Source organism: Thermococcus camini, assembly GCF_904067545.1.
Taxonomy (GTDB): domain Archaea; phylum Methanobacteriota_B; class Thermococci; order Thermococcales; family Thermococcaceae; genus Thermococcus; species Thermococcus camini.
On the sequence record NZ_LR881183.1, the window covers coordinates 292,005 to 314,404 of the forward strand.

30 protein-coding genes are annotated in these 22,400 nt (G+C 55.3%); 12 read left to right on the forward strand and 18 right to left on the reverse strand.

Annotated features, from left to right (window positions below; genetic code table 11):
• Positions 1–2: 2 nt before the first annotated feature.
• The 4 genes from TIRI35C_RS01420 to TIRI35C_RS01435 form a co-directional block, all read right to left on the reverse strand.
• Positions 3–707, reverse strand: a complete 705-nt coding sequence (locus TIRI35C_RS01420; RefSeq protein ID WP_188201475.1) for a YhfC family intramembrane metalloprotease — start codon at positions 705–707, stop codon at positions 3–5.
• 2 nt (positions 708–709) lie between these two features.
• Entirely contained in the window at positions 710–1,045 is a 336-nt protein-coding gene (locus TIRI35C_RS01425) for a heavy metal-binding domain-containing protein (protein ID WP_188202924.1), read from the reverse strand.
• A gap of 97 nt (positions 1,046–1,142) precedes the next feature.
• The gene (locus TIRI35C_RS01430) at positions 1,143–1,757 is read right to left on the reverse strand and encodes a YiiX/YebB-like N1pC/P60 family cysteine hydrolase (protein WP_188201476.1); all 615 of its coding nucleotides are present in this window, start codon (positions 1,755–1,757) and stop codon (positions 1,143–1,145) included.
• 167 nt (positions 1,758–1,924) lie between these two features.
• Positions 1,925–2,509 carry a YiiX/YebB-like N1pC/P60 family cysteine hydrolase gene (locus tag TIRI35C_RS01435; protein ID WP_188201477.1) on the reverse strand — a complete coding sequence of 195 codons (585 nt, stop codon included), beginning with the start codon at positions 2,507–2,509 and terminating at the stop codon, positions 1,925–1,927.
• 170 nt (positions 2,510–2,679) lie between these two features.
• Here TIRI35C_RS01435 and dph2 point away from each other — a divergent pair, with 170 nt between their 5' ends.
• The 4 genes from dph2 to TIRI35C_RS01455 all read left to right on the forward strand — a co-directional run bounded on the left by dph2 (position 2,680) and on the right by TIRI35C_RS01455 (position 6,729).
• Positions 2,680–3,714, forward strand: coding sequence for a diphthamide biosynthesis enzyme Dph2 (dph2, locus tag TIRI35C_RS01440; protein ID WP_188201478.1), 1,035 nt, complete (start codon positions 2,680–2,682; stop codon positions 3,712–3,714).
• The gene (locus TIRI35C_RS01445; RefSeq protein WP_188201479.1) at positions 3,711–4,322 is read left to right on the forward strand and encodes an METTL5 family protein; all 612 of its coding nucleotides are present in this window, start codon (positions 3,711–3,713) and stop codon (positions 4,320–4,322) included. Before dph2 ends, TIRI35C_RS01445 begins: the two co-directional genes overlap by 4 nt.
• A 60-nt stretch (positions 4,323–4,382) precedes the next feature.
• Positions 4,383–5,333, forward strand: a complete 951-nt coding sequence (locus tag TIRI35C_RS01450; protein WP_188201480.1) for a hypothetical protein — start codon at positions 4,383–4,385, stop codon at positions 5,331–5,333.
• 67 nt (positions 5,334–5,400) lie between these two features.
• Positions 5,401–6,729 (forward strand): RsmB/NOP family class I SAM-dependent RNA methyltransferase, encoded by a 1,329-nt coding sequence (locus TIRI35C_RS01455; protein ID WP_188201481.1) that lies wholly within the window; start codon positions 5,401–5,403, stop codon positions 6,727–6,729.
• Here the strand turns inward: TIRI35C_RS01455 and TIRI35C_RS01460 are convergent.
• From TIRI35C_RS01460 to TIRI35C_RS01485, 6 genes are all read right to left on the reverse strand, one after another.
• Complete coding sequence (locus TIRI35C_RS01460; protein WP_188201482.1) at positions 6,726–7,808, reverse strand: mechanosensitive ion channel family protein; 1,083 nt, start codon at positions 7,806–7,808, stop codon at positions 6,726–6,728. The two genes, TIRI35C_RS01455 and TIRI35C_RS01460, sit on opposite strands and share 4 nt — an antisense overlap.
• Positions 7,808–8,449: a DUF432 domain-containing protein gene (locus TIRI35C_RS01465; RefSeq protein ID WP_188201483.1), complete on the reverse strand. Its 642-nt coding sequence runs from the start codon at positions 8,447–8,449 to the stop codon at positions 7,808–7,810. Before TIRI35C_RS01465 ends, TIRI35C_RS01460 begins: the two co-directional genes overlap by 1 nt.
• 59 nt (positions 8,450–8,508) lie before the next feature.
• Positions 8,509–9,372: a hypothetical protein gene (locus tag TIRI35C_RS01470; RefSeq protein WP_246454643.1), complete on the reverse strand. Its 864-nt coding sequence runs from the start codon at positions 9,370–9,372 to the stop codon at positions 8,509–8,511.
• Positions 9,373–9,689: 317 nt separating this feature from the next.
• The gene (locus TIRI35C_RS01475; RefSeq protein WP_188201485.1) at positions 9,690–10,811 is read right to left on the reverse strand and encodes a hypothetical protein; all 1,122 of its coding nucleotides are present in this window, start codon (positions 10,809–10,811) and stop codon (positions 9,690–9,692) included.
• A 133-nt stretch (positions 10,812–10,944) separates the two neighbouring features.
• The gene (locus TIRI35C_RS01480) at positions 10,945–11,607 is read right to left on the reverse strand and encodes a DUF434 domain-containing protein (protein WP_188201486.1); all 663 of its coding nucleotides are present in this window, start codon (positions 11,605–11,607) and stop codon (positions 10,945–10,947) included.
• A gap of 21 nt (positions 11,608–11,628) precedes the next feature.
• Positions 11,629–12,399 carry a metal-dependent phosphohydrolase gene (locus tag TIRI35C_RS01485; protein WP_188202925.1) on the reverse strand — a complete coding sequence of 257 codons (771 nt, stop codon included), beginning with the start codon at positions 12,397–12,399 and terminating at the stop codon, positions 11,629–11,631.
• A 51-nt stretch (positions 12,400–12,450) separates the two neighbouring features.
• Between TIRI35C_RS01485 and TIRI35C_RS01490 the strand changes: the two genes are divergently transcribed.
• The 3 genes from TIRI35C_RS01490 to TIRI35C_RS11190 are packed head-to-tail and all read left to right on the forward strand — an operon-like array spanning position 12,451 to position 13,082.
• Positions 12,451–12,681 (forward strand): antitoxin family protein, encoded by a 231-nt coding sequence (locus TIRI35C_RS01490; protein ID WP_246454644.1) that lies wholly within the window; start codon positions 12,451–12,453, stop codon positions 12,679–12,681.
• Entirely contained in the window at positions 12,665–13,009 is a 345-nt protein-coding gene (locus TIRI35C_RS01495) for a PIN domain-containing protein (protein ID WP_188201487.1), read from the forward strand. The genes TIRI35C_RS01490 and TIRI35C_RS01495 overlap by 17 nt, the downstream gene beginning before the upstream one ends.
• Positions 12,993–13,082 carry a hypothetical protein gene (locus TIRI35C_RS11190; protein WP_281400310.1) on the forward strand — a complete coding sequence of 30 codons (90 nt, stop codon included), beginning with the start codon at positions 12,993–12,995 and terminating at the stop codon, positions 13,080–13,082. The genes TIRI35C_RS01495 and TIRI35C_RS11190 overlap by 17 nt, the downstream gene beginning before the upstream one ends.
• Here TIRI35C_RS11190 and TIRI35C_RS01505 read toward each other — a convergent pair whose 3' ends face one another.
• The 3 genes from TIRI35C_RS01505 to TIRI35C_RS01515 all read right to left on the reverse strand — a co-directional run bounded on the left by TIRI35C_RS01505 (position 13,083) and on the right by TIRI35C_RS01515 (position 15,252).
• Complete coding sequence (locus tag TIRI35C_RS01505; protein WP_188201488.1) at positions 13,083–13,499, reverse strand: PIN domain-containing protein; 417 nt, start codon at positions 13,497–13,499, stop codon at positions 13,083–13,085.
• 35 nt (positions 13,500–13,534) lie between these two features.
• Positions 13,535–14,767: a translation initiation factor IF-2 subunit gamma gene (eif2g, locus tag TIRI35C_RS01510; protein WP_188201489.1), complete on the reverse strand. Its 1,233-nt coding sequence runs from the start codon at positions 14,765–14,767 to the stop codon at positions 13,535–13,537.
• A 107-nt stretch (positions 14,768–14,874) separates the two neighbouring features.
• The gene (locus tag TIRI35C_RS01515) at positions 14,875–15,252 is read right to left on the reverse strand and encodes a 30S ribosomal protein S6e (protein ID WP_058939414.1); all 378 of its coding nucleotides are present in this window, start codon (positions 15,250–15,252) and stop codon (positions 14,875–14,877) included.
• A 167-nt stretch (positions 15,253–15,419) separates the two neighbouring features.
• On the opposite strand from TIRI35C_RS01515, the gene TIRI35C_RS01520 reads away from it, so the two are divergent.
• Positions 15,420–15,590 (forward strand): preprotein translocase subunit Sec61beta, encoded by a 171-nt coding sequence (locus TIRI35C_RS01520; protein ID WP_188201490.1) that lies wholly within the window; start codon positions 15,420–15,422, stop codon positions 15,588–15,590.
• Here the strand turns inward: TIRI35C_RS01520 and TIRI35C_RS01525 are convergent.
• Entirely contained in the window at positions 15,587–16,243 is a 657-nt protein-coding gene (locus tag TIRI35C_RS01525; protein WP_188201491.1) for a hypothetical protein, read from the reverse strand. The two genes, TIRI35C_RS01520 and TIRI35C_RS01525, sit on opposite strands and share 4 nt — an antisense overlap.
• 91 nt (positions 16,244–16,334) lie before the next feature.
• On the opposite strand from TIRI35C_RS01525, the gene engB reads away from it, so the two are divergent.
• On the forward strand, positions 16,335–16,964 hold the full coding sequence (gene engB / locus TIRI35C_RS01530) for a GTP-binding protein EngB (RefSeq protein WP_188202928.1): 630 nt from the start codon (positions 16,335–16,337) through the stop codon (positions 16,962–16,964).
• Here engB and TIRI35C_RS01535 read toward each other — a convergent pair.
• Entirely contained in the window at positions 16,911–17,375 is a 465-nt protein-coding gene (locus TIRI35C_RS01535; RefSeq protein WP_188201492.1) for an Lrp/AsnC family transcriptional regulator, read from the reverse strand. The genes engB and TIRI35C_RS01535 overlap by 54 nt on opposite strands.
• A gap of 254 nt (positions 17,376–17,629) precedes the next feature.
• Here TIRI35C_RS01535 and TIRI35C_RS01540 point away from each other — a divergent pair, with 254 nt between their 5' ends.
• From TIRI35C_RS01540 to TIRI35C_RS01550, 3 genes are read left to right on the forward strand one after another with little or no spacing between them, the layout of a single operon-like run.
• The gene (locus tag TIRI35C_RS01540) at positions 17,630–18,697 is read left to right on the forward strand and encodes a Clp1/GlmU family protein (RefSeq protein WP_188201493.1); all 1,068 of its coding nucleotides are present in this window, start codon (positions 17,630–17,632) and stop codon (positions 18,695–18,697) included.
• A gap of 44 nt (positions 18,698–18,741) precedes the next feature.
• Positions 18,742–19,572, forward strand: coding sequence for a geranylgeranylglycerol-phosphate geranylgeranyltransferase (locus tag TIRI35C_RS01545; RefSeq protein WP_188202929.1), 831 nt, complete (start codon positions 18,742–18,744; stop codon positions 19,570–19,572).
• A gap of 32 nt (positions 19,573–19,604) precedes the next feature.
• Positions 19,605–19,985, forward strand: coding sequence for a ribonucleoside-triphosphate reductase (locus TIRI35C_RS01550; protein ID WP_188201494.1), 381 nt, complete (start codon positions 19,605–19,607; stop codon positions 19,983–19,985).
• A 48-nt stretch (positions 19,986–20,033) separates the two neighbouring features.
• Here TIRI35C_RS01550 and TIRI35C_RS01555 read toward each other — a convergent pair whose 3' ends face one another.
• The 3 genes from TIRI35C_RS01555 to TIRI35C_RS01565 are packed head-to-tail and all read right to left on the reverse strand — an operon-like array spanning position 20,034 to position 22,292.
• Positions 20,034–20,843 (reverse strand): OB-fold nucleic acid binding domain-containing protein, encoded by an 810-nt coding sequence (locus TIRI35C_RS01555; protein WP_188201495.1) that lies wholly within the window; start codon positions 20,841–20,843, stop codon positions 20,034–20,036.
• Positions 20,840–21,217, reverse strand: coding sequence for a replication protein RepA (locus tag TIRI35C_RS01560; RefSeq protein ID WP_188202930.1), 378 nt, complete (start codon positions 21,215–21,217; stop codon positions 20,840–20,842). Before TIRI35C_RS01560 ends, TIRI35C_RS01555 begins: the two co-directional genes overlap by 4 nt.
• A 1-nt stretch (position 21,218) precedes the next feature.
• The gene (locus tag TIRI35C_RS01565; protein WP_188202931.1) at positions 21,219–22,292 is read right to left on the reverse strand and encodes an OB-fold nucleic acid binding domain-containing protein; all 1,074 of its coding nucleotides are present in this window, start codon (positions 22,290–22,292) and stop codon (positions 21,219–21,221) included.
• Between the last annotated feature and the right edge of the window lie 108 nt (positions 22,293–22,400).

Sequence of the window (22,400 nt, forward strand, 5' to 3'; positions counted from 1 at the left end):
GCTCACCACAGGGCTTCCTCTTCCTTCGGGAGCTCGACCTTTGCCTTTGGAATCATGTAATAGAGCAGCCCCAGTGCGGCGAGGGCGGTTATAAACTCTACCGCGTATATGGCCGGCTCGCTTTTCGTGAGCTGGGAATAAGCTGCCAGGGAATCGATGACCGCGTGGATTCCTATCATCGCGATTAGTCCTTCCTTCCCGTAGCCTTCCCTGTAAGCATAAGCCAGGTATATCCCCGTTCCGACGTGGAAGAGCACCACGAAGTAGCGCTCCACCATCGAGAGGAGCGCCGTGCTTAACGGTACGTCGAGCGGTTTTCCAGTTGCCATAGCTCCTGCGAGGGCCGCTCCTGCTATAACGAAGACCTCCGTTATTCCGAAGCCCAGCCCCATGAACAGGCCGGTGTTCAGGCTCTTCCCCTTTACCAGGAGGTACTTTGCCCCCTCCTGAACTATGCCGGCGATAAGTCCGAACCATATCGAGACACCCACGACGAAGGCCGTCCCCCTGGCTATGACGTCTGCGTTGGACTTTATCCCCATTCCGAGGAGCGGGAGCTGCTGGACGGGGTTCTGGATTATCATCGCAATGAAGAAGGCCGCCAAGCCTAAGAGAAACTCGCCCCACCTCTGCTTTTCGAAGCCTATAAAGTACAGCGTTGCCCACGCTAAGAGACCGCCTATTATGGGGAACGGAAGGAGGTACATGCTCACTCCTCCAGCTTTTCAACGACCACCGCCGTGCCGTAGGCGTATATCTCCGCCATGCCCGAGGCAACAGCTGAAGTCATGAAGCGGACCCCTATGACGGCATTGGCCCCCATGTCCTCGGCGTGGAGCTTCATTCTCCTCAGGGCTTCCTCCCGGGCCTCGGCGAGCATCTGGGTGTACTCCTGAACCTCTCCGCCCTTCAGGTTCTTGAAGAAGGCCATTATGTCCCTGCCAACGTGGGTTGCCCTGACGATACCGCCCCTCGCGAGGCCCTTTACCGCGACCACCCTGTACCCCGGAATTTTCTCGGTGGTCGTTATGATGAACTCATCCATACTCATCACCCCGATGCATCGAACTTCGAGGTATTGTTGGGTCAGGAAGTATAAAAGGCTTTTGTTGAGGGGGAATGGAAAGAAAGGAGAAGAGGGCTCAGGCGGAGTGGTAGTAGATGGTGTAAGTCATCGGGTCGTCGTAAACTTCCTGCGGGGCGACTGAGTAGAAGTACGTCCAGCTCCAGGCGCCGTCGTTCTCGTCCAGGTCCACCTGGAAGTTGCTGGCGACGAGGTACGCGGCCCAGATAAGCTGGGAGCAGTAGTACTCGTCATCGTAGACCTTCGGCTTACCGATGTAGTTGTAGTTGTAGGGCTTTCCGAGCTGCTGGTAGGCGAACTGAATGGCCCTCTGCTTGGTGGCGTCATCGACCATGACCCTCTGGAGGGCGACCACGTCGTACCTGCTGAGGAACTCGCTGAGCGGGCTGATGATGACGCCCTTGCCTATCTTGGCCTCTATGACCATCCAGTCGTTGATGCTCTCGTTGTACCAGGCGACGATGGCAACGTGTATCCAGTAGCCGGGGATTATGGCGTTGAAGAGATCCGGGCTGTGGCCGTAGACGAGGTCTCCCGGCTGAACGTCGGTCGGGTACGGGTGCTGGTAGGTCCTGGTGTCCCAGATGTAGTTGAGCAGGTCGCCGGCGCTGGCACCTGGGACGGTGGCGCCGAGAAGGAGGAACACCACGGCTATTATTCCAAGCTTCCTCATTTCATCACCCCCAGTGTTGGGCGGAACAAAAATAGGCCGGCAGGTTAATAAGTTTTATTCTCGTTCGTTGTTTACATTGGACTTGATATTCATGGCTTCGTGCTACCTTCTGGAAGAATACGTTGATGAAATATTCCTTTCCGGTCAGCAAAAAAGAAATGGGGTGGTCAGGCCGAGTGGTAGTAGATCACATAGGTGTCGCCGTCGTAGTAGACCTCGTCGGGGGCCACACCGTTTGCGAAACTCCATGACCAGCCGGGGTTCTGGTCGATGTCCGGGCCGCCCGCAGCGATGTACGCCGCCCACACGAGTTCTGAGCAGTAATAGGAATCACCGTAAACCTGCTTCGTCCACCAGCCGTAGTCGTAGGGCTTTCCGAGCTGCTGGTAGGCGAAGTAAACCGCGTTCTGCCTCACGTAGTCGCTGGTGGCGACGCGAAGAACTGCCACGGTGTCGTACCTGCTCATAAACTCACTCAGCGTGGACCAGGTTACGCCGTGGCTCATCGTGGCTTCAACGACTATCCACTCGTTGTAGGTTGAGCTCCAGCCGATTATTATACCCGTATGTGTCCAGTAGCCGGGGATTATCTTGTCGCTGGTTGGGTTGTGGCCGATCACTATGTCGCCGGGCACCAGGTTGTACGGGTATGGGTGCCAGTAGTTCCCGCCGCCTTTACTGCTCGAAGCAGCCACCGGGTTTAGCATGGTGGCCAGGAGGAGAAGCCCAACTATTGCAGCGACCTTCTTCATTTGGAACACCTCCAATGCATTGCAGAAAATTTAGTGCAGCAATGTTTAATAAGGGTTTCGGTTGCACTTCTATGGTTGATAATGTGCTTTTAAGTTCATCAAAGTGCTGTACAACTCTGCGAATCGATGGTGATTTAAAGGGTTCCATCTAAACGCCGTCGGTGGGCAAGATGCATGAGGTTTCGATGGGTGAGATATTGGAGAGGCTGCGAGAGCTCGGCGCGGAAAGGGTGCTCATTCAGACTCCGGAGGGCCTGAAGAGCGAGGCCCAGGCCCTGGCAGACTTTCTTGAGGGGAACGGGATAGAGGCCATAATAAGCGGCGACATCAACTACGGCGCCTGCGACCCTGCGGACCGGGAGGCGAGGCTCCTCGGCTGCGACGCGCTGATACACCTGGGACACTCGTACATGATGCTCCATCTGGAGGTTCCAACGATATTCGTCCCTGCCTTTGCGAATGTTGATGTGGTTCCTTCACTCGAGAAGAACCTTGACGAGGTACGAAAGCTGGGGAAGAGGATAGCCCTCGTCACGACCGCCCAGCACATCCACCAGCTTGAGCGGGCGAGGGCGTTTTTGGAAAAACATAGCTTTGAGGTTATCACCGGGAAAGGGGACTCCCGCGTCAGCTGGCCGGGCCAGGTTCTCGGCTGCAACTTCACCGCGGCGAAGGTCGATGCGGAAGGGGTTCTCTTCATAGGGGCCGGTTACTTCCACCCCCTCGGCGTCGCGGTCGCAACGGGTAAACCAACCTTGGCAGTCAATCCCTACTCGGGCGACGCCATCTGGATGGATAACGAGGCCGAAAGGCTCATCAGGAGGCGCTGGGCCCAGATAGCAAAGGCGATTGATGCCGAGCGCTTCGGTGTGATAACGAGCACCAAGAAGGGCCAGCTCCGCTTAGCTGAGGCGAAGCGCGTGGTTAGGCTCCTCCGCGAGCACGGCAAGTACGCGAGGCTCATAGCTATGAACCACATCAGCTACCCCGCGCTGGAGGGCTTCGACTTCGATGCGTACGTCGTAGTCGCCTGCCCGCGCGTCCCGATAGACGACTACGAGAACTGGAGGAAGCCGGTGCTGACGCCTCCGGAGGTCGAGATACTCCTGGGCCTGCGTGAGGACTACGCCTTCGACGAAATACTCGGGGTGGGGCGGAAGGAAGACGAGCCGATTGGCATCACGCTCCATGGTGGTGGGAAGTGAAGAAGAAGCACCTCGCGATTGCCCTCTCCCGTCTCGAGGGTTTCAGAAATCCCAAACCTGAGCTCGAGCAATACAGGACTCCAGGGAACGTTGCCGCGGAGCTCCTCTGGCTCGCCCATTCACTGGGAGACATTGATGGAAGGGTCGTGGGGGACCTGGGTGCGGGAACCGGTGTTCTCTCCATCGGTGCTTGCCTCCTTGGTGCCGCGGGGGTTTATGCCGTTGAGGTGGACGAAACCGCGCTTGAGATTGCGAGAGAAAACGCCCGCTCCCTTGGTATGGAGGAGTGCATCGAGTTCATTCACTCCGAGGTCTCCCGTTTTGGGCGGAAGGTGGACACGGTTGTGATGAACCCCCCCTTCGGCAGCCAGAACCCCCACGCGGACAGGCCTTTTCTGCTCAAAGCTTTTGAGGTGAGCGATGTTGTTTATTCCATACACCTGGCCAAACCTGAGGTAAGGCGTTTCATAGAGGCTTTTGTTGGGGACGCCGGTTTTGAGATAACCCACAGGGTAACGCTCCCCTTTGAGATTCCAGCCCAGTTCTTCTTCCACAGGAAGAGACTGGAAAGGGTTCTGGTGGACATCTATAGACTTGAGAGAACATAAAGCGAAAACGATATATTGGATGACGTTCAATTTATTGTGGGTAGAATAGGGGGTGGGTGTATGGATCAAATTAGGGAGATGCTCACGTCTTGGCAGGCGATGGATGTAATCAATATCGCAAACGATGACGATCATGTGCTCATGTCACTTCTTGGATTGCTGGAGGATGATGACAGCACCGTCCGCCTTCGAGCCCTTATGGCCATTGGAAAACTTCTTGAGGACTCGGATACGGGTGTTAGGACGCTCATACTGAGTCAGGGTTTCATGTCCCTGGCCGGCAGGCTCACCGACGAGGATCCCAGGGTCGTTTACAGGGCGCTGGAGGTTCTCACGCCGCTTCTTGAGAACACCCCCCTCGACGAGGAGCGGTTCCTTGTGCTTCTGGACGCAGCAGCTCAGGTGATGGCGGGGGGAGACACCCTGACCTGCCTCTCAATACTCGACCTTTTTGAGAGGGTGCGGGTGCCGCCCCTCGGAAAAGATGGGCTCTCAAAGATTCGTTCCCTCGTGTTCTCGGACTCCCTGTGGACCAGGCTCCTGGGTCTCCGCGTTCTCCTCAACATGGGCACGATTGCGGGCTACTGGGAGTTCCTGACGGCCAGTATGGCGTCGCTGATCTCGAGCGGCAACGCCCTGATGATTGAGCTCGGAATCGATCTCCTGGAGGAGGTTCTGGAATTCCACGCGACACCGGAGATGATGAGACGGCTCGTCCGCTTCACCTCCCTGCTCCGGGCGGTTGAGACCGGGGAGGAAAATGTTTTCCTGCGTACAAGGGCTGGGGAAGTCAGGAAAGACCTGGAGAACGTGTTGTTCTCTTACTACACTTCCAGACATGAGGAGGCCCTGGATGCAGTCAGATCGCTCCTGAGTGATGGACGTGGCGAGGATGCCCTCTTTCTCCTGTTCATTATCGGGAAAACCGACCTCCTTCTTCGCATGTGGGAGGAGAACGGCGGCATTGAACCCGATCTCGTAGAGGCCCTCCGGCCCAGCGGGTCTGTGTAATTCTTTACCCACTTTTCGGGCGAAAGCGATATATGTCGGTCTCCCCAGATAATGGTGGAGGATGAATGTGGCCAAGTTAAAACTAAGTGACAGACAGCTGTATGCACTTATAGAGGCGGTTAAGCTCGGAGAGGAAGTCAAGCCCAGCCAGAGCGCCAAGAGAAAGGCCTTTGCCAGGTACAAAATCGATGGCTGGGAGAACTCGAAGCTGACGGGCATATTCTACTCCATCCAGCGCAGGCTCGGTCTGATAGACGAGATAATCGAGGAGCTTGTCGGAGTTTCTCCGCTCATCCTTGACCCCTGGCTGAGGGCAACGCTGAGGGTTGCGATTGAGGTGGCCGTCTTCAGGGATCCCAGCGAAAAAACGCGGGGGCATCTGAAGGGCCTCGCTCAGTTTTTATCGAGGAGGACCCACCCCTATGTTGGCTATTATTACTACGACCTCCTTCCGCGTCTCTTTGAATACGTGCCGGTCATCGACACTGAGGAGAAGCGTCTGAAGTGGGACTATCTCTTTCCAGAGTGGTTCATAGTGAAGATGAGGGAACTTGTTGGAAACGAGGCCGAAGACCTCCTGAGGGCCCTCAACGAAACGTTGCCGACGAGCATCAGGGTTAACCTGCTGAAGAGCAGCGTTGAGGAGGTTGAGGGCTATCTCCGGAAAAAGAACGTCCGCTTTGAGAGGAGCGAGAGGGTCGACACTCTCATCAGGGTTCTTGACCCGTTCAACCCGGAATGGCTCTTCAACAAGGGCTTCGCCATCGCGCAGGAGGAGGCGGCAGCCGTTGCATCGCTTGTACTAAACCCAAAACCCGGCGAAACGGTCGTTGATTTAGCAGCGGCTCCGGGTGGAAAAACCGCCCACATGGCGGAGCTGATGCACAATGAGGGTAAAATATATGCCCTTGATGTTGACAAGACCAGAATAAAGCGCATGAACGAGGTTCTCAGGAGGACGGGCGTTAAGATAGCCGAGACGATAAGGGCAGACGGCAGAAAGGCCCCGGATATGCTGGGAGTGGGAATCGCCGACAGGGTGATGCTCGATGCGCCCTGCACCAGCGATGGGACGATAGCCAAGAATCCCGAGCTGAGGTGGCGCCTCCGCGAGAAGAACATTCAGAAGGTGGTGGCCCTTCAGAGGGAGCTCATAGAGAGCGCGTGGAAGCTTTTAAAGCCCGAAGGAAGGCTTCTCTACTCGACGTGCTCGATGCTCAGGGAGGAAAACGAGGGGGTTGTGGAGTGGTTCCTCGGGAGGCACAGTGATGCCAGACTCGTCCCACTGAGCGGGCCCTACAGCGAGGGTTTCTTGCCGGGAACCATGAGAGCCTGGCCCCACAGGCACGGCACTATCGGATTCTTCTACGCGCTGATTGAAAAGAAAGGGGACTAAGCCTGTCCTTTCTCATTTTCCTCTTCCGGCGGCTCCTCTATCTTAACCCTCAGTTCGTTGGCGAACCAGTTCACCCTCTGCGGGAACGGTATCTCTATTCCGGCCTCGTCAAGAGCTTTCTTGACGTCGTGGATTATCCTTATTCTGACGTCGAACCACTTCTCGCTGGGTGCCCAGGCGCGTATGGCAATAACCACCGCGCTGTCATCGAGCCTGTCAACGTAAGCCAGAGGCTCGGGCTCGACCAGGACCAGGGGGATATCATCAAGAACGCGCTTTATTATCTCCACCGCCCTTTCGGCATCGGCAGCGTAGGCTATTCCAACCTCCAGGTCGACCCTTCTCACGGGATAGCGCATGAAGTTGACTATGTTGCTGTTGAACAGCCTCTCGTTTGGAATCCTGATGAGCGTGCCGTCCCAGGCCCTTATCCTCGTGGAAAGTATTCTTATGTCTTCAACGACGCCCGTGATGTCCTCCACCTTCACGGCGTCCCCTATCTGGAGGGGCTTGTCGAAGTACATGAAGACTCCCGAGATAAAGTTTGAAACAACCGTCTGTGCGGAGAAACCAAGGACGATACCAGTTATCCCCGCCGCCGCAAGGAGTGCGCTGAGTTCAGTGCTTACTCCAGCGAAGCTAAGGGTCATGAAGAAGGCTATCGTTATGAAAACGTAGTAAAAGATCTTTGCCTTCACGATGACCTCAGGCTTGGCCTTCTTGCCGGAGCTTATTATCATGTAGTCCCTGGACTTCTTTGCTATCAGGTACGAGAAGTAGAAGAAGCCCATCGCGAAGGCTATGTTGCCCACGGTGGTCGGTCCCAGCCCGTAGCTCATTATGCCGAGCAGGTACAGGGCCCATATGATGCCCCCGAGCACGAACATTCGGAACACTATATCCGCTGTGTCCTCGTTGATTATCCATGTCAGGCTCGTTTCCTTTGATTTTCTGATGATTATCTTCCTGACTATCCTCCCTAGGACGAGCATTCCGAACACTATCAGGGCCGCTTCCACGATTGTCAGCAGGCTGAGGTCTATCTGGATGGGGGTCGTTGTGGTACTGTTAGCTGCCATCACGACCACCTCATTCTGAAGTTGGGGAGCGGTTCCGCCTCATGGGTGGGCTTCAGCGTCCCGTCAGGGGGGTTTCCGGTGTTGTTGACCTCGTAAATCTCCTTCGTCAGCAGAATTATGAGGGGATAGTACGCTCTGTTTTCCTCGTAGAACATCACGCTGTTCCTTATCGGAAACACTATCCTCTCCACCAGCTTCCAGCTTTCTGTGGGGTTGCTGATGACGAGCTTCACTATCCCAGGAGAATCGGGGGGCTTTTCATAAAAATCGCTCTCGTGGTATCTCGCTATCACTCCCACCGTCTTCTCGCCGTAGAGGGTGTACTTCTCCCTTCCGACCACAAAGCGGTCTATCTCCAGGTCGCCGCTCATAACGGAGACGTCTATCGGGGCGGAGAGGTATCCCACCAGTCGTTCCTTGGGGGGAATGGCGATCCTCTCGGAGAGTCTTATGAACAGAAACTTCACACCATAGCCCTCGGCTGGGGCTGGGAGGATGAGGAACTTTCCCTTTCCCCTTTTTATCAGAACCCTCGTCTCATCCCGGCGGTAGAGGATTTTGTCTCCTGGCTCCTCAACGAGATGAATTTTTTTGTCCATGATTTTGATGAACTGGGTCTTGAGCTCGTGCTCACCAAACATGAAGAAACATATTCCTTGAAAGATTTAAAGTTTGCCTGAAAAGTGAAAGGGTTGAGGGCTCAGACCTTCTCGAACCCGATGCCCTCTATTTTGACGTGGGTGAAGACGTTGGCCCCTCCCTGCTCGATGAAGATTCCTTTGGCCTCTATCGGCACCGGAAGGTTGGCCGCGAGGACCGCCTCACCCTGGCCGGTGATGCTCCCGAGGGTGTAAGTCCATGAGACATGGGACACCTTGAAATTTTTGCCTCCAAGGGTCATTGTCCCGTCCGGCTTCACCTCGTAGTTGTACTGGTAGCCCATCACTCCCCAGCTGCCCGTGGTTTCCTGGTAGATGTTCTCATCCTCAAGGGCGGTCCAGAAGCCGAAGTTGTAGAACCCGTACCAGCTCATGTATATGGACTCTATGTCGGCGATGTTCGAGAGCATGTTTATGTCCCCTTCCTGGTAGGGGGCCACGCTCATCTCACCGACGGCTCCGGGGTTGTAGAACTCAAAAACCTGGTCCCCGTACTTCATCCATACCCCGACGGTGTTGCCTGCGCCGGAGTAAAGGGAAGCGTAGAGGGTCAGGAAGTCCAGTGACGGGAACAGGAAGAACGTGTCAGTGTCGGAAGTTCTTTCGGTTACCCAGAGGCGGTACTCGAAGGTGCTGTTCATATCCTCTGCGTTTATCGGGGTAATCTTTCCGTAGTACTCGTAAACCTCAAACTCTCCCAGGTCCGCCTTCTCCTGCTCTCCGGTCTCCATGTCTATCTTATTGCCGTAAACGTGTATCTTCGTCGGCCCCCTGCTCTTCTCGATCTCGTACTCGTAAATCGGGCCGCCTTCCTCGGTCCTTATCCTGAGCTTGTACTTTATGGAGGTTATGAGGTACTGCTCTCCGTCTATCTGGATCGGGTTGTATGCGTCCCACGGGTTCATCCATGATGCGTACTCCGATGTACCAGTTTCCGTTTCGGTTTCAGTTGTGGTTCCAGGCGTGGTGGTTCCGCCCGGGCTCTCCGTCGTGCTATATCCTCCCCCGCCAGTTCCCGCGCTGGTGGTTTGGCTTCCCGTACCGGTGGGGGACTCGGATGTTGTGGGGCTCTCCTCTCCCCCGCCTCCGAGGCATCCACTAACGCTGACAAAAACCAAAAATACTAGAAAAACTGCAAGAACTGTTCTAAATTTCTTCATATCTATCCAACTCCTTTCTTTCTTGTATTAAATACATGTTTGGACTATTTAAATTTTGGGTGTTAATCTTTGGCATAGAGCCAAAATCCCCCCGTTTCCCCGGAGATCAGCATGACCTTCCCGTCGTCGCTCAGCTTTATGTAGCCGAGTGAATCGCCTGGAATCTTCACGCTGAAGACCTCGTGGAAGTCGCCTAGAGAGTAGCAGTGAATAACTCCGTCTTTGGCAGTGACGGCGAAGTTCTCGTTTGCGAAGTACGGGAACCCAGGCAGGACTTTGACTTCAGTAAGGTTCCAGGTGAGTACGTGGGTGTCCCCCAAGGGCTCGTGCCAGAGCAGGTATCTTCCGGTGGGGATCAGAGTCCACTTGAGCAGTACCGTCTGGTCGAATGGATAGCTCCCCTCTGCCAGCAACTTCCCGTCCCTGGAGAAAACCTTCAGCTTCCCGTCCTCGCTTACCAGCAGTTTATCGCGGTAGGCGATTACCCTGCTCGTGTTGAACGTCAGGATTCTTTCCCCGTCCTTGAAGACGAACGCCCTCTCTTTTTCCGACAGAACGACGAGCCCGGAGTCCGAGATGGACTTGAGATCGTAGTCATCGGGTGTGAGCGTGATTTTTTCCCCGTCGCAGTGGAGCTCCTGCTCCGTGGGAGAGACTGTCACCAGGTAGCAGATATGGTTTCCGCTCGGAGAGCGGAGCATGTAGTCGGCAACAGCACCGGCTCCCCCGTGTCTCTCCTCGCCGACAAAGCCATTCCAGGAAAAGATTCTTATCCCCGCGAACCCTCCGTACGACGCCAGAACCCAAGCCTGGTCTCCAACCACGGCGACGCTCGAAACCACGGGCCCTATTTCACCCCCGTTCCTTCGGAGGTTCAGGGTTGTGTTACTCCCGTCCGGCTTGACCAGGTACAAAAGACCGCGGTTCCAGTCTATGGCCGCCGAGAGGCTTCCGTCCGGACTCATGTCCATGAATGGTATTCCCGTGGTGTCAGCGCTCCAGACCGCTTTCATCTCCCAGGTTGAGGGCTCCTGTGTTGTAGTGGTTTCGGGCTGAGTTGTCGATGGCTGGCTTGAGGTCGTGGGGGAGGGAGAGCCCGAGGTGATCCCTTCGCCCATACAGCCGCTGGCGAGGACCATGCCGGCTATCAGAAGTGCCAGCAGGATCGCTTTGGTTTTTCTCATGCAAACCTCCTCCATCACCCGCCAAGAAAGAAAAGCGGGTACTGCGAAATATACAGTTGCCTTGTACACGGATGTATTAAAAATTTTCCAAGACTTCAAACGTCTTTACAGCTCTAAAACAGTCATCTGAATGTTAGTATTCCATTGAATACGTTTTTTCCAGGAGTTTAAAGAGGTCGCCCGCCTCCCACCCGGCGAGCATGCCCACGTATGCGGCCAGGTCGAAGACGTGGGGAACCTTTGATATGATTCCGATGTCGGCAGTTGCGACGGTTTCGAAGGCCTTGAGCTCAAAGTCGGGGCTTCTGACGAGCCTCACTTCGGATTTGACCCCCTCCCGAATGAGGGCTTCCTCGGTCAGCCCCTTTATCTCCCCGCTCCTTGGAACCGCCGAGCCGTAGAAGAACACGGCCTTTTTAAGGCCCAGCTCTCCGAGGGCACGGGCAAGGTTGCCGAGGAGCCGCTCCGTACCTTCGTTGAGCCTGTACTTTCCCTGGTACTTCAAATCCCTCACGAGCCCATCCTCGCAGAGTATTGCCTTCCCTTCGAGGAGCGACTCAAGGGTTATGAGCACGTTGAAGCCGTCTATAGCCAAAACCCTGCCCATGAGCTCTTCCGGTCTGAGGAGTTTTTTCCGAACCTCGACTATCCATTCGTCCGGGAAAACGCACCTCGCCAGGAGATGTCTCTCGGCCTTTCTCAGTCTGTAATGGTCGGCGACAAAGTTGAGAGCAACGCTTTTCCGGTAGCCCCTGTTGAGAAGGTACTTGAGGTCACGGTAGGCTTCGATCAGCATGGATAAAGAAACGGTGGGGGGTTAAATAACCTTCTCCATGACCTCCGTGCCGGTGTGTATCCTGAGCCTGACCCTTCCGCCCAGGAGGGAACTCTTGACCTTCTTCGTCAGTATCTCGTCCACCTGGAATATCCCCGCGGGGTGCTTCATCCATATCTCAATGAGTATCGGCTGTTCCTCGTCCCCTTCCCTGATCTCAACCTTCTCGATGGCCAGAGCTGAAACCGCGTGTATGTCCACCTTGTCCTTCTTGTGGACGAGCCTGCTTCTCCCGGCCTCCATGTCGCAGCCGTCCGCTATCGTAACGAGCGAGCCCTCGATGGTGGTGCACGGAACGGCCTCATCGTGGGTGTAGATGGCATTGAGGGTGAGTGCCTTGAGGAGGAGTGGGTCGTCCGTCCCGAACTCCCTCACGAGCTTCTCTATTATCGGCTCGGCCAGGAGAACGCTGAACTGGTAGTGGTTTATCCTGTGTATCATGTTCCCGGTGTCGTGGAACAGCGCTCCGAAGGCCACTATGAACTTGCTCCAGCGGAAGGGCTTGCCGAGCTTTTCCGCGGTGGTCTGGATTCCGAACTTCCTGATGATGTTCAGAAGCTCCAGCGCGCGTCTGGTCGTGAGCAGGACGTGGATAGGCCCGTGGTCGTTGAAGCCGTAGACGTTCAGAACGATGTAGTTGGTGGTCTCGAAGTAGTAGTGGTACTCTCTGAATGCCCTCTCGTATAGCCCGTAGAGCTCCTCATCGCCGAGGAGTTCCCTAATCTCACCCAGCAGTTTTTCCTCCGTGTACATCTTTTCCACCCAAGGACGTGGAGGAGAGGGTGTTTTAAGAATTGTGTCGAAATGGATAAATATGAGGTCACTGAAATAATAGCTGTGGTAGGTATGGAAAGTGTGAGGGCAGTTTACAGGCATGGGGTGCTGGTTCCTGAGAAGAGGCTTGATTTAAAAGAAGGTGAAGAGGTAATCATCGTCCTTAAAAAGCCGGGTAGGATTGACAGGTACTTTGGCATATTTAAAAAGGAGGACGTTGAAGAGGTCATAGAGGAGATAGAGAATGAGGGTGTTCTTTGACAGCAACTTGTTCCTGAAGTTCCTTGGAGGCGAGGAAAAAGCCCGCAGTCTTATTGAACTCGTTGAGTTGGGAGAAATTGAAGGTGTCATTAATCCTGTTGTTCTCTCTGAAGTGAGTTATGGGTATCTACGGTTGACAACAGGTTTGAGCCCGTACAACTTAAAGAAAAAGTTCCCGAAGATTAGCATGGATTTGTCACCCGTTAGGGAGCTTTTGTCAGATTTTACGCTTGTGAACCCAGCGTATTCCGTGAACGACCTTCTTGGGGTAATCTCATTATCGACTCCTCCCAAACGACGCTTCCATAGCATTGACGTGCAGGATTGAAGGTATCAAAAAGATAGCTACCTTCGATTCTGACTTTGAACGAGTTGACTTCCTTGAAATAATGGACGTTTAGTTACTCCAGCATTCCCTCAAGCTCTAGAATCTTCTTCGAGCGGAGATAAACGACCGGAACGCCCTTCTCCCTCAGCCTTCTCTTTAATCCCTTGTCGTTGGTGCACACTATAACGTGCTCGTTCTTCACAGCGAAGTCGAATATCTGGTCGTCTATAGGCTTTTCACCAAAGCGGCCTATCTCAACGACCTCGAACCTCTCCGCGAGCTTTTTGGCCATCCTGATGGCGAGCAAATCCTTCCCGCGGGACTTCCTCTCTATGACCTCCAGCTCCTGAAGGACGACGTTGGGAACGGCTATTCTAAACTTCACGTCGAGAACCCTATTCAGTTCGCCGATTATGTCAACGCCGAACTGCCCCGGAACCAGCAGAAAGTTCGTGTCCGGAATCACCAGCCATTCCCGCCTCTCTGGCATCTGCCTCACCGAAAGTTAGTGAAAAAGAAGAGGGCTCACTCCCTTATGAAGCCGTAGCCGATGAGGCGCCACCTTGAGCCGACCTGTCTGCTGATGGCGACCCTGTCGCCGACCTCGGCACAGATGGGTATCTGGAGCTTGAGCTCGACCTCGTCCTTCCCGAGGCCGGTGACGAGGCCCATAGTTCTCGCGGTTCCGACGTTGAGGAGGAGCACTTCTCTCCTCTTTATCGGCTCGACCTTAAGCTCCTCCTCGGTTCCGACGACGCGCTCAAGGAGGTGAACCTCAAGCCTGAGGTCGTCCCAGACCGGCGGCAGCTGGCCGGGCTTTCCGACGACGTTTCCGGCCATCAGGTCGCCCTTGGTGAGGTACGGGTCGAGCTTGGTGCCGACACCGACAAGACCGCCGGGGTAGGCTTCGTCCACGAACCTTCCGCCGGCCTGGAGGGAGACTATCTCGGTGGTTATCGGCTCGTACTTTATTCTGCCGTGGTCCTCGTAGGGGACGCCGGGGCGAATCTCTATCTCGTCGCCGACCTTGAGCTTGCCCTGGATTATCGAACCTCCAATGACGCCGCCGACGAGCTTCTCGGGCTTGGTTCCCGGCTTGTTGACGTCGAAGCTCCTGAGCACCAGCATCTTGGGCGGCTTCTTGAGGTCGTGCTTCGGGGTTGGTATGAACTCCTCTATCGCCGCGAGGAGAACGTCGACGTTCGCGCCGTGAAGGGCAGAGATCGGGATTATCGGGGCGTTCTCGGCAACCGTGCCCTTGACGAACTCCTTTATCTCGTTGTAGCGCTGGATAACCTTCTCCCTGTCAACCAGCTCGATCTTGTTGAGGGCTATCACTATGTTCTGGTTCCCGACTATCTGGAGGGCCATGAGGTGCTCCCTGGTCTGGGGCATTATTCCCTCGTTGGCCGCTATGACGAGAACGGCACCATCCATGAGGGAGGCACCGGCGAGCATCGTTGTCATCAGCGCCTCGTGACCGGGGGCGTCTATGAAGGAAATGCGCCTCTCGAACTCGGTCTCATGGCCGCAGTACGGGCACACCGGTGAGCTTGAATACCTTCCGCAGTTCGGGCACTTCCTCATCTCCGCATCGGCAAAACCTATCTTGATTGTGATGCCCCTTCTCATCTCTTCGCTGTGGGTGTCGGTCCAGATGCCGGTCAGGGCCCTTGTGAGTGTCGTTTTACCGTGATCAACGTGACCAACCATTCCGATGTTAACTTCCGCCTGTCTAAACTCCTTCTTCTTTGTCATCTTCTCTCACCCCTAAGATTAGACCGCGGGGACATTTATTAAGGTTACCTCGATAGGGAGAACTTGAGCCGAATAGAAAAGCGATAAGTTTGGGGGAAGGAGGAAGCTCAGAAGACGAGCTTCATGTTGATCTGGACGATCTCGGGGCTGATGGTGTTTCCACGAACGGTCTTCTTCCTCCTCTCACCCCTCTCCTTGGGCCTGAAGCCGGGCCCCCTGGAGACGAGGATCTTGACCCTCCTCGGGCCGTGGACATCTGGCCTCATTGCGAAGCCGTCCTTGTCGGTTCCACCGGTTATCCTGAGCTTAACATCGCCCGGGATCTCCTCGCCGAATATCTCGGTGAGGTTGAGTCCGAGCTCGCTCGCCGGTATCTCCTCTCCAATCCTCTTTCCTATGAGCCTCTCGGCCTCTTCGCCGCTTATCTCGACCTGCCTGGCTATGCCGTTCTTCGGGTTGGATATAACGAGCTTAAAGGTCGCCATTTCCTCCCACCTCCTATGTCATTAGCGGGATTCATTGGGTAAACCCCTTATCCAGTGAGCGCTGTGGTTTGGTATTTAAAAAGTTTCCTCTGAACAGGCGAGGGATGGTGCCGATCACAACTTTTTTATATATTGGAGAACCCTACCCCTTTAAGAGGTGAGAGAAAATGGCAAAGGAGAAGACCACACTTCCCCCGACCGGCGCCGGTCTCATGAGGTTCTTCGACGAGGACACCAAGGCGATAAAGATAAGCCCGAGGGGCGTCATCGCGGTGACGCTCATACTCGTGGCCCTGGAGATACTCCTGCACGCCTTTGGCCCGCAACTCTTCAGCTAAATGAAGCTCGTCTTCTTTAATCCCCTTGCGTTCAGTTCTTCGTTGATTATTCCCCTAACAACTTCCTCCAGCTGGGTCTGCAGGAGCCTGTCAACGTCCTCTTTTATCTTGTCTATGTCGTGCCTGAGGCCCTCCAGGAGCCGTATGTAGTCCTTGGCCATCTCAAGCTGACCCTCCTGTCTCACCAGCTGCTCCTTGAGATGCTCAAAGTCCTCCTTCATGACCTGGAGCTTTCTCAGCTCGCGCTGGAGCTCATCCAGCTGCTTGGTCTGGCCATAGTTTTCCTCCTTGAGCTTCTCTATGAGCCTTTCCTTGGCTTCAAGCTCCCTCACCAGGGCGTTGTACTCCTCGGCTATCTGGTTGAGCCTCTCTATCTCCCTGAGGGGCGGGACTTTACCGTTCCCAAGGATTATAACGTCCGGCCCAACGTTGACTATATCGTTTGGCCTTATCTTGAGCTTCCTCTCGCTGGAGAACATGCTCTGGCCCTTTCCAAGGTTCTCCACTTCCTTCATTTTGAGGATGAAGTAGAACTGGTCGCCTTCAACCTCAACGTTTATATCGGTAACGTAGCCCAGTATCTTCCCATCCGTCAGGGATATGACGAATTTGTTGATGAGCTGGTTGGCCTTGGTTTCGCCGCCCTCTACCATAACACCACCGGTGTGACTTGTACCTTGGCATACTTAACTTTTCCGCCAAGGCTTATAAGGCGAAAAAGCTTCATCGCTTACGGTGAGATGGATGATAATATTCGTGGGACGTTCGAACGTTGGCAAAAGCACGCTCATCTTCCGCCTGACCGGCAAGTGGGTCAAGAGGGGCAAGAGGCCAGGGGTTACCAGAAAGCCGGTGGAGATAAACTGGCGCGGGAAGCTGGTGGTGGACATGCCGGGCTTCGGCTTCATGAGCGGCGTTCCAAAGGCGAAGCAGGAGCGCATAAAGGACGAGATAGTCCACTTCATCGAGGACAATGCCGGTGACATCGAGCTGGCTGTTCTGGTTGTCGACGGCAAAGCCGCCCCGGAGATAATAGAGCGCTGGGAGAAGCGCGGGGAGATACCTATCGACGTGGAGTTCTACGCCTTCCTCCGAGAGCTGGGGATTCCGGTGATAGTCGCGGTCAACAAGATGGACAAGGTAAGGAACCTTCAGAAAACCATAAACTTTCTCGCCGAGAAGTTCGGCGTTCCCTACAGCGAGGTACCCGAGACCTTCATACCTATATCCGCCAAGTTCGGGAAGAACCTCCTTGAGTTAAGGAAGCTCATGGAGAAGAAGATTGAGGAGGGAAGGGAAAAGCCCTCCGCGGAAACGGAGTCAGAGGACTTCGAGGACGATGTGGGTGATGGTCTCCTTGACGCCGTCGAGTGAGGATATCTCCTCGAGTATCTCGTCGAGGCGGGTCTTGTCCGCCTCAATGATGAGGTCTATGTCACCGGTGACGCGGTATATCTTCTTTATTTTGAGCCTCTTTATCGCCTCGTAAACCTGCCTTCTCTTCGTGGGCTCTATTCTCACGAACACAAACACATCGCCCTTCTTCTCGCCAAGAAGGTCAAGGGCCCTGTCGGTTAGGTCTATGAAGCCCCTTCCGGTTCTTATGTAGCCCAGCTCCTTGAGAACCTTGAGGTGATTGCTGAGAGCCTGTCTGGTTATACCGAGCTCTTCCGCAAGCTCATCCTGGGTCTTCTCAACGGTGTGAACCTCTATGGTCTTGCCCTCTTCGTGGAACTTCCTGAGCAGTTTGATCTGCCTCGGGGTAAGGGTGGCCTTCTCCTCCATTTTTAAACCTCCTTTTGCATGATTCTTATTTACATGTTTATTAAACCAACGATTTTCCGGGCCAATGTCAAATTTTTGTTGGCCTATATTCTGTGGCATATAACATATCTTATAAGTCTTTTCATCGTATATGTTCCGACCTCCATGTCTTGAGCTTCTTATCCCGGCCGGGGTCGCTGGCTCCACATTTGGGTTCCGAGTCTTTCCGGTTGTGCTGCAGTTATCTTTTTAATTTCTCTTTCCAATGTGCTCCCATGAACAAGGCGGGATACACCACGGATGTCCCCGAGGATCGTTTTGTCCTTCTCGATGAACTGTCCTCCAGAGACCGGCCCCTTCGGGTTATGCTCGTTGGGGGAACCGACAGCGGCAAGACTACTCTCCTCACGTTCCTGGCCAACGGCCTGGCTGAGAGGGGTCTTCGGGTCGCGATTGTGGACAGCGACGTTGGTCAGAAGGGAATCCTCCCGCCCGCAACGGTCAGCCTTGCCTTCGTGGACGGGCCGTTCTCCAGCCCAAGCGAACTCAGGGGACACGCCCACTACTTCATAGGAACAACCACCCCGGGCCAGTACGTCGGTGAGATGGCGGTGGGGGTTAAGAGGCTCACGGACATCGCCGCTGAAAAGGCGGACGTTGTGCTGATAGACACCACCGGCTTCGTCACGGGAACGGGGGTTGAGCTGAAGCGCCTCAAAGCCGAACTCGTTAGGCCGGACATCATCGTTCTGCTTGAGCGGGCAGGGGAGATGGAATACCTGCGAAAGGTCCTCGCCCCGTACGGTGAAATCGTCACGCTCTCGGTCAGCCCCGCCGCGAGGGAACACTCGCGCCGGGAACGCAGGGAAGTCCGGAAGGAGAAGTGGAAGGCGTACTTTTCAAACTCCAGGACTGTTGAGGTGGATCTGACGAAGGTGATTCCTGGGGGTACGGAGCTCTTCCGCGGCAGACCCCTGAGGGAGGAGGAGCGCGAACTGCTCTCCACGCTCTTCAAATGGCTTGTGGTGGCCGGGTGGAAGGGGGAGCACTACACCGTCGTCAAGGTCGATGCGGAGGGCTTTTCGAGGCAGTACGGCCGCCCAGCCATCCACACCGTTGATTTTGAGAGGCTGAGCAACCTCCTCGTGGGTTTCATGGACGGAGAGGGTCTATGTATGGGTGTTGGCATACTGAAGTGGATAAACTTCAGCGGAATGAAGGCTCAGGTCCTCACCCCCCTCTCTGAGGAAGAGGTTGAGAATGCAGTGGAACTGCGCTTTGGCCGTATACAGGTGCTTGAAAATGGCGAGGAACTTGGTCTCCTCAGGCGGGAGGAGCTGTAGCAAAGATTTTTAAGTTAATAACCTAATCGAATTAGGTGAGCCTAATGGAATTCAAGGCCTTCATCGAGATAACCCGGCCCCACAACTGCGCCCTGGCCGGAGTGGTGGGTATCCTCGGGTCGATCGTGGCGGTTGGTCACCTCCCCGACGCCCTGACGACGGCCCTCGTCTTCCTGGTGGTCACCCTGGGGTGCGCCGGGGGCAACACCATAAACGACTACTTTGACTACGAGATAGATAAAATAAACCGTCCTGACAGACCGCTCCCCAGGGGTGCCATGGACAGGAGAACGGCGCTCTACTACTCCCTGCTGCTATTCGCGGTGGGGCTGGTGTTAGCGTACATGATAAACGTCTACGCCTTCTTGCTGGCCATTATAGCGTACGCCGCCATGTTCCTCTACGCCTGGAAGCTCAAACCTCTGCCCTTCGTCGGTAACCTCGTCGTTGCTGGCCTGACCGGTGCGACGCCGCTCTATGGTGCGGTCTCCGTTGAGCACCTTGGCCTGGCCGGCTACCTGGCGGTGTGTGCCTTCCTGGTCAACGTGGCGCGCGAGGTTATAAAGGATATAGAGGATGTTGAAGGTGACCTTGCGAAGGGTGCCAGAACCCTGCCCATAGTGTGGGGGAAGAGGAACGCGGCCTACCTTGGTGCGGCCTTCGCGGTGCTGACGGTGGTGGCGTCTTTCCTCCCGATAACGGCGGGGGTCGGTCTCGGCTACTACGCGATGGTGCCGGTTGACCTTATAATCCTCTACGCGGCATACCTCATACTCCGCTCCCAGGATAGGGAAGCGGCCCACAGCTCCCAGAAGCTGCTGAAGGTGAGCATATTCCTCGCTGTGATGGCTTTCCTGGTTGCGGCGCTGGTCTGAACCCTGAGAAACTAGAACCGGAGGTGAAGTTCATGGAGTTTAAGGATGAACTTGCGCGTGCGCTTGAGGGGGACGGTCTCTGGACCGTCGTTACGTTCAAAACACCCTACGGGCCCGGCATGACCATTGAGAAACTCGCTGAGGCCGTGGAGAACGCCGGTTGGAGCGTTACGTTCAGGGCCAACTGGTGGACCGCGGACATACCCTACGGCCTCGCCAGGCTGGACCTCAGAAAAGGGGACAGGGAAAAGATACTCCTGGGCAAGTGGATTCTCGGAAGCGGCTGCGAGCTGATACGGCTGGAGAACATGCCCCTTGAGAAGGGCCGCGACGAGTTCTTCCGGATGGTGGACAGCATAACCTCTACGCTCATCCACGACCCGGTCATAAGAACGATGAGGGAGCAGTACTGAGCTTCCTTACCTTTCCTATTTCCAGTGCTCCGAGTTAAAAAGAGAATGTCAGAGGGGTTCGTAGTAGCCTATCTCCGGCTCGTATATCTCCCCATCCGCGAGGAGCTGTGTGATTGCGTCCTCGATGAGCCCCTCCTCGAAGTCGGAGGAGAGCTTCTTGACGATGAACTTGTGCGACAAAGCTTTGCCCTTCTCCTGGAGCAGGTCGAGGACTGCCTTCTTGGCTTTCTCAAGCTCGGGGTTCTCCTCTTTGGCCTCTTCGGCTTCGATGATTTCCTCCTCTTCGAACAGAGCTTCCTCCGTGCTTCTCTGCTCAAGCATCATGGTGTAGAGCTCGTCTATCGTTATCAGCATCTCCTCGCTCACGCCCCGGTTCTTGGCGATGACCTTTGCCTTCGCGGTGATGCCGTACTTGTCGTATATCTCAAAGGCCATCCTGGCCTTCTCTGCGTGCTCGACCTTCTCTTTGAGGGTCTCGAAGCGGTGGAGTATCCACATGTTGGGCTCGACTTTGGTTATTCCTTCAACGAGTATCTGCTTGTCCTCGCGCCACTCCCCGACCTTTCCGATTATCTGCACGAGGTCGCCCTTCTTCACGAGCCTCACAAAGCGCGTGTCGTCGCGGAAGCCGAGAACCCATATCGTCCCGGTTCCGTCGTCGATCTGGAGCTTGCCGTAGGTCTCGTCTTCGCTTATCACCGGCTCGCGGACGACCGTGGCGACCACCTTGACGCGGTAAACCTTTCTGGCGTCCTTGGTTATCAGGTAGTTCGGCTCGAAGTCGCCCTCACTCCTGACGTAGTAGCCGTCGATGATGTCCCTGATGTAGACCCTGCTCGCTGGCAGGCGCTTCTTCATATCTCCTCACCCCCGAAGAACTCCACGATGCCCTCCACCTTGGGCAGGACCTTCCTTTCGAGCTCCCTTATCTCCTCAAGGGCTTCCAGGTCAGCATTGCTGAAGTCCTGAACGACCTCGCCGTAGATGTGGGTTTCCTCCTCGTTCCTTATCACGCGTCCTATGACCCTGACCACCTGCCCCTCCGCGGGAAGGACGTTCTCCTCGCTCTCTATGAGTATGACGCCGGTTCCGTCGTCGAGCCAGAAGGTGTAGTCCATCTTATCGACCTTGAATGCCTTGCCGATGAGTGAAATCCTTGTATCGTCGTCGCGTATCTCGCTTATCTTCCTCTCGACGGCGGGCTTTCTGCGCCTGAACCTGACTTCCTCCATTTCACTCACCACCCTCAAGCTCCGTTAGGGCCTTTTTCAGCTCGGCCCTCACCCTGGCTATCTCGCGCCTCGGATCGACCTCGTCCCAGCCAAAGGCCTTCAGTATGAGTCCCAGGAACTTGTCGTCCACGACGTTGCCCCTGACGACTATCTCCCTGCCCAGCAGGTAGTAATACTCGTCCTCCGCGAGCTTCCTTCCGGCCTCCCTGAGGGTCAATCCGCTCTCAACGAGCTCCCTGAGCTTTTCGGCTATCTCTTCGGGGTCCCTGCCGATAAGCTCCGCGGCATCGTCTCCGAATAGGGTCGTCCTTATGTAACCGGTCGAGTCGTCGAGGCCGAAGTCCATTATGGTTATCTTCGTGGGCTTCACCTCGCCGTGCTCCGGGCATATCCATGACTCCGTGGTCGGGTCGTAGTCCACCTTCCTCCTGCACTGCGGGCAGGCGTCGTAGACGGTAACGCGGTAGAGCCTCGCAATCGTTCCGCGAACCTCGATGAACCTCTCCCCTCCCATCAGCTCGCCTATCTTCCTTCTCTGATAGTTATAGCTCCTGACCTCCTCGAGCGGGGGTATCTCCTCGGCCCTCGGATCCTCCGGGTTCGGGATTATCCTCGTTCTGAAGTTGGCGTGGAGCTCTATACCGTTCCTGCCTTCTCTCACACTGGGGTCGATTATTTTGATGAGGTCCCCGGGGTTGAGCTCGTTGTAATACTTGGCGACGAGGCCGTCCCAGAGAACGAGCCGCGTCTTGCCTGTTGAGTCGTAGATTATGAGGTTGGCCACGTGGCCGGTTGAGCCGTCCCTCCTCTTGTACTCCCTCGGCGGGTACTTCCTTATTATTCTCGCAACGACGTTAACGCCGGTCATTCCAGGAACCAAGTCTGCTATGTGGAGGAGCTCTTCCCTTCCCTCAAGGCTGACCCCGAGTTCCTCGGCCAGCATAACGGCCGCGGCGTGCTCCGAGATGCCCTCGCGGACCGCGATCTGGGTTATCTTTTCCTCGATTTCATCCCTCGAAAGGCCCTTCTGCCCCTCGATCATCTCGATAATCTGCTCTTTGGTCAGCACTCCCATAACACTCACCTTGATGGTAATTGTGGGTTCGGGTATTTAAACCTTTCTCCAAACCCCCTCCTGAAGGGGTTTTTCAAGAAACAGGCCCTGTTTTCTTCCAGTGGGCAG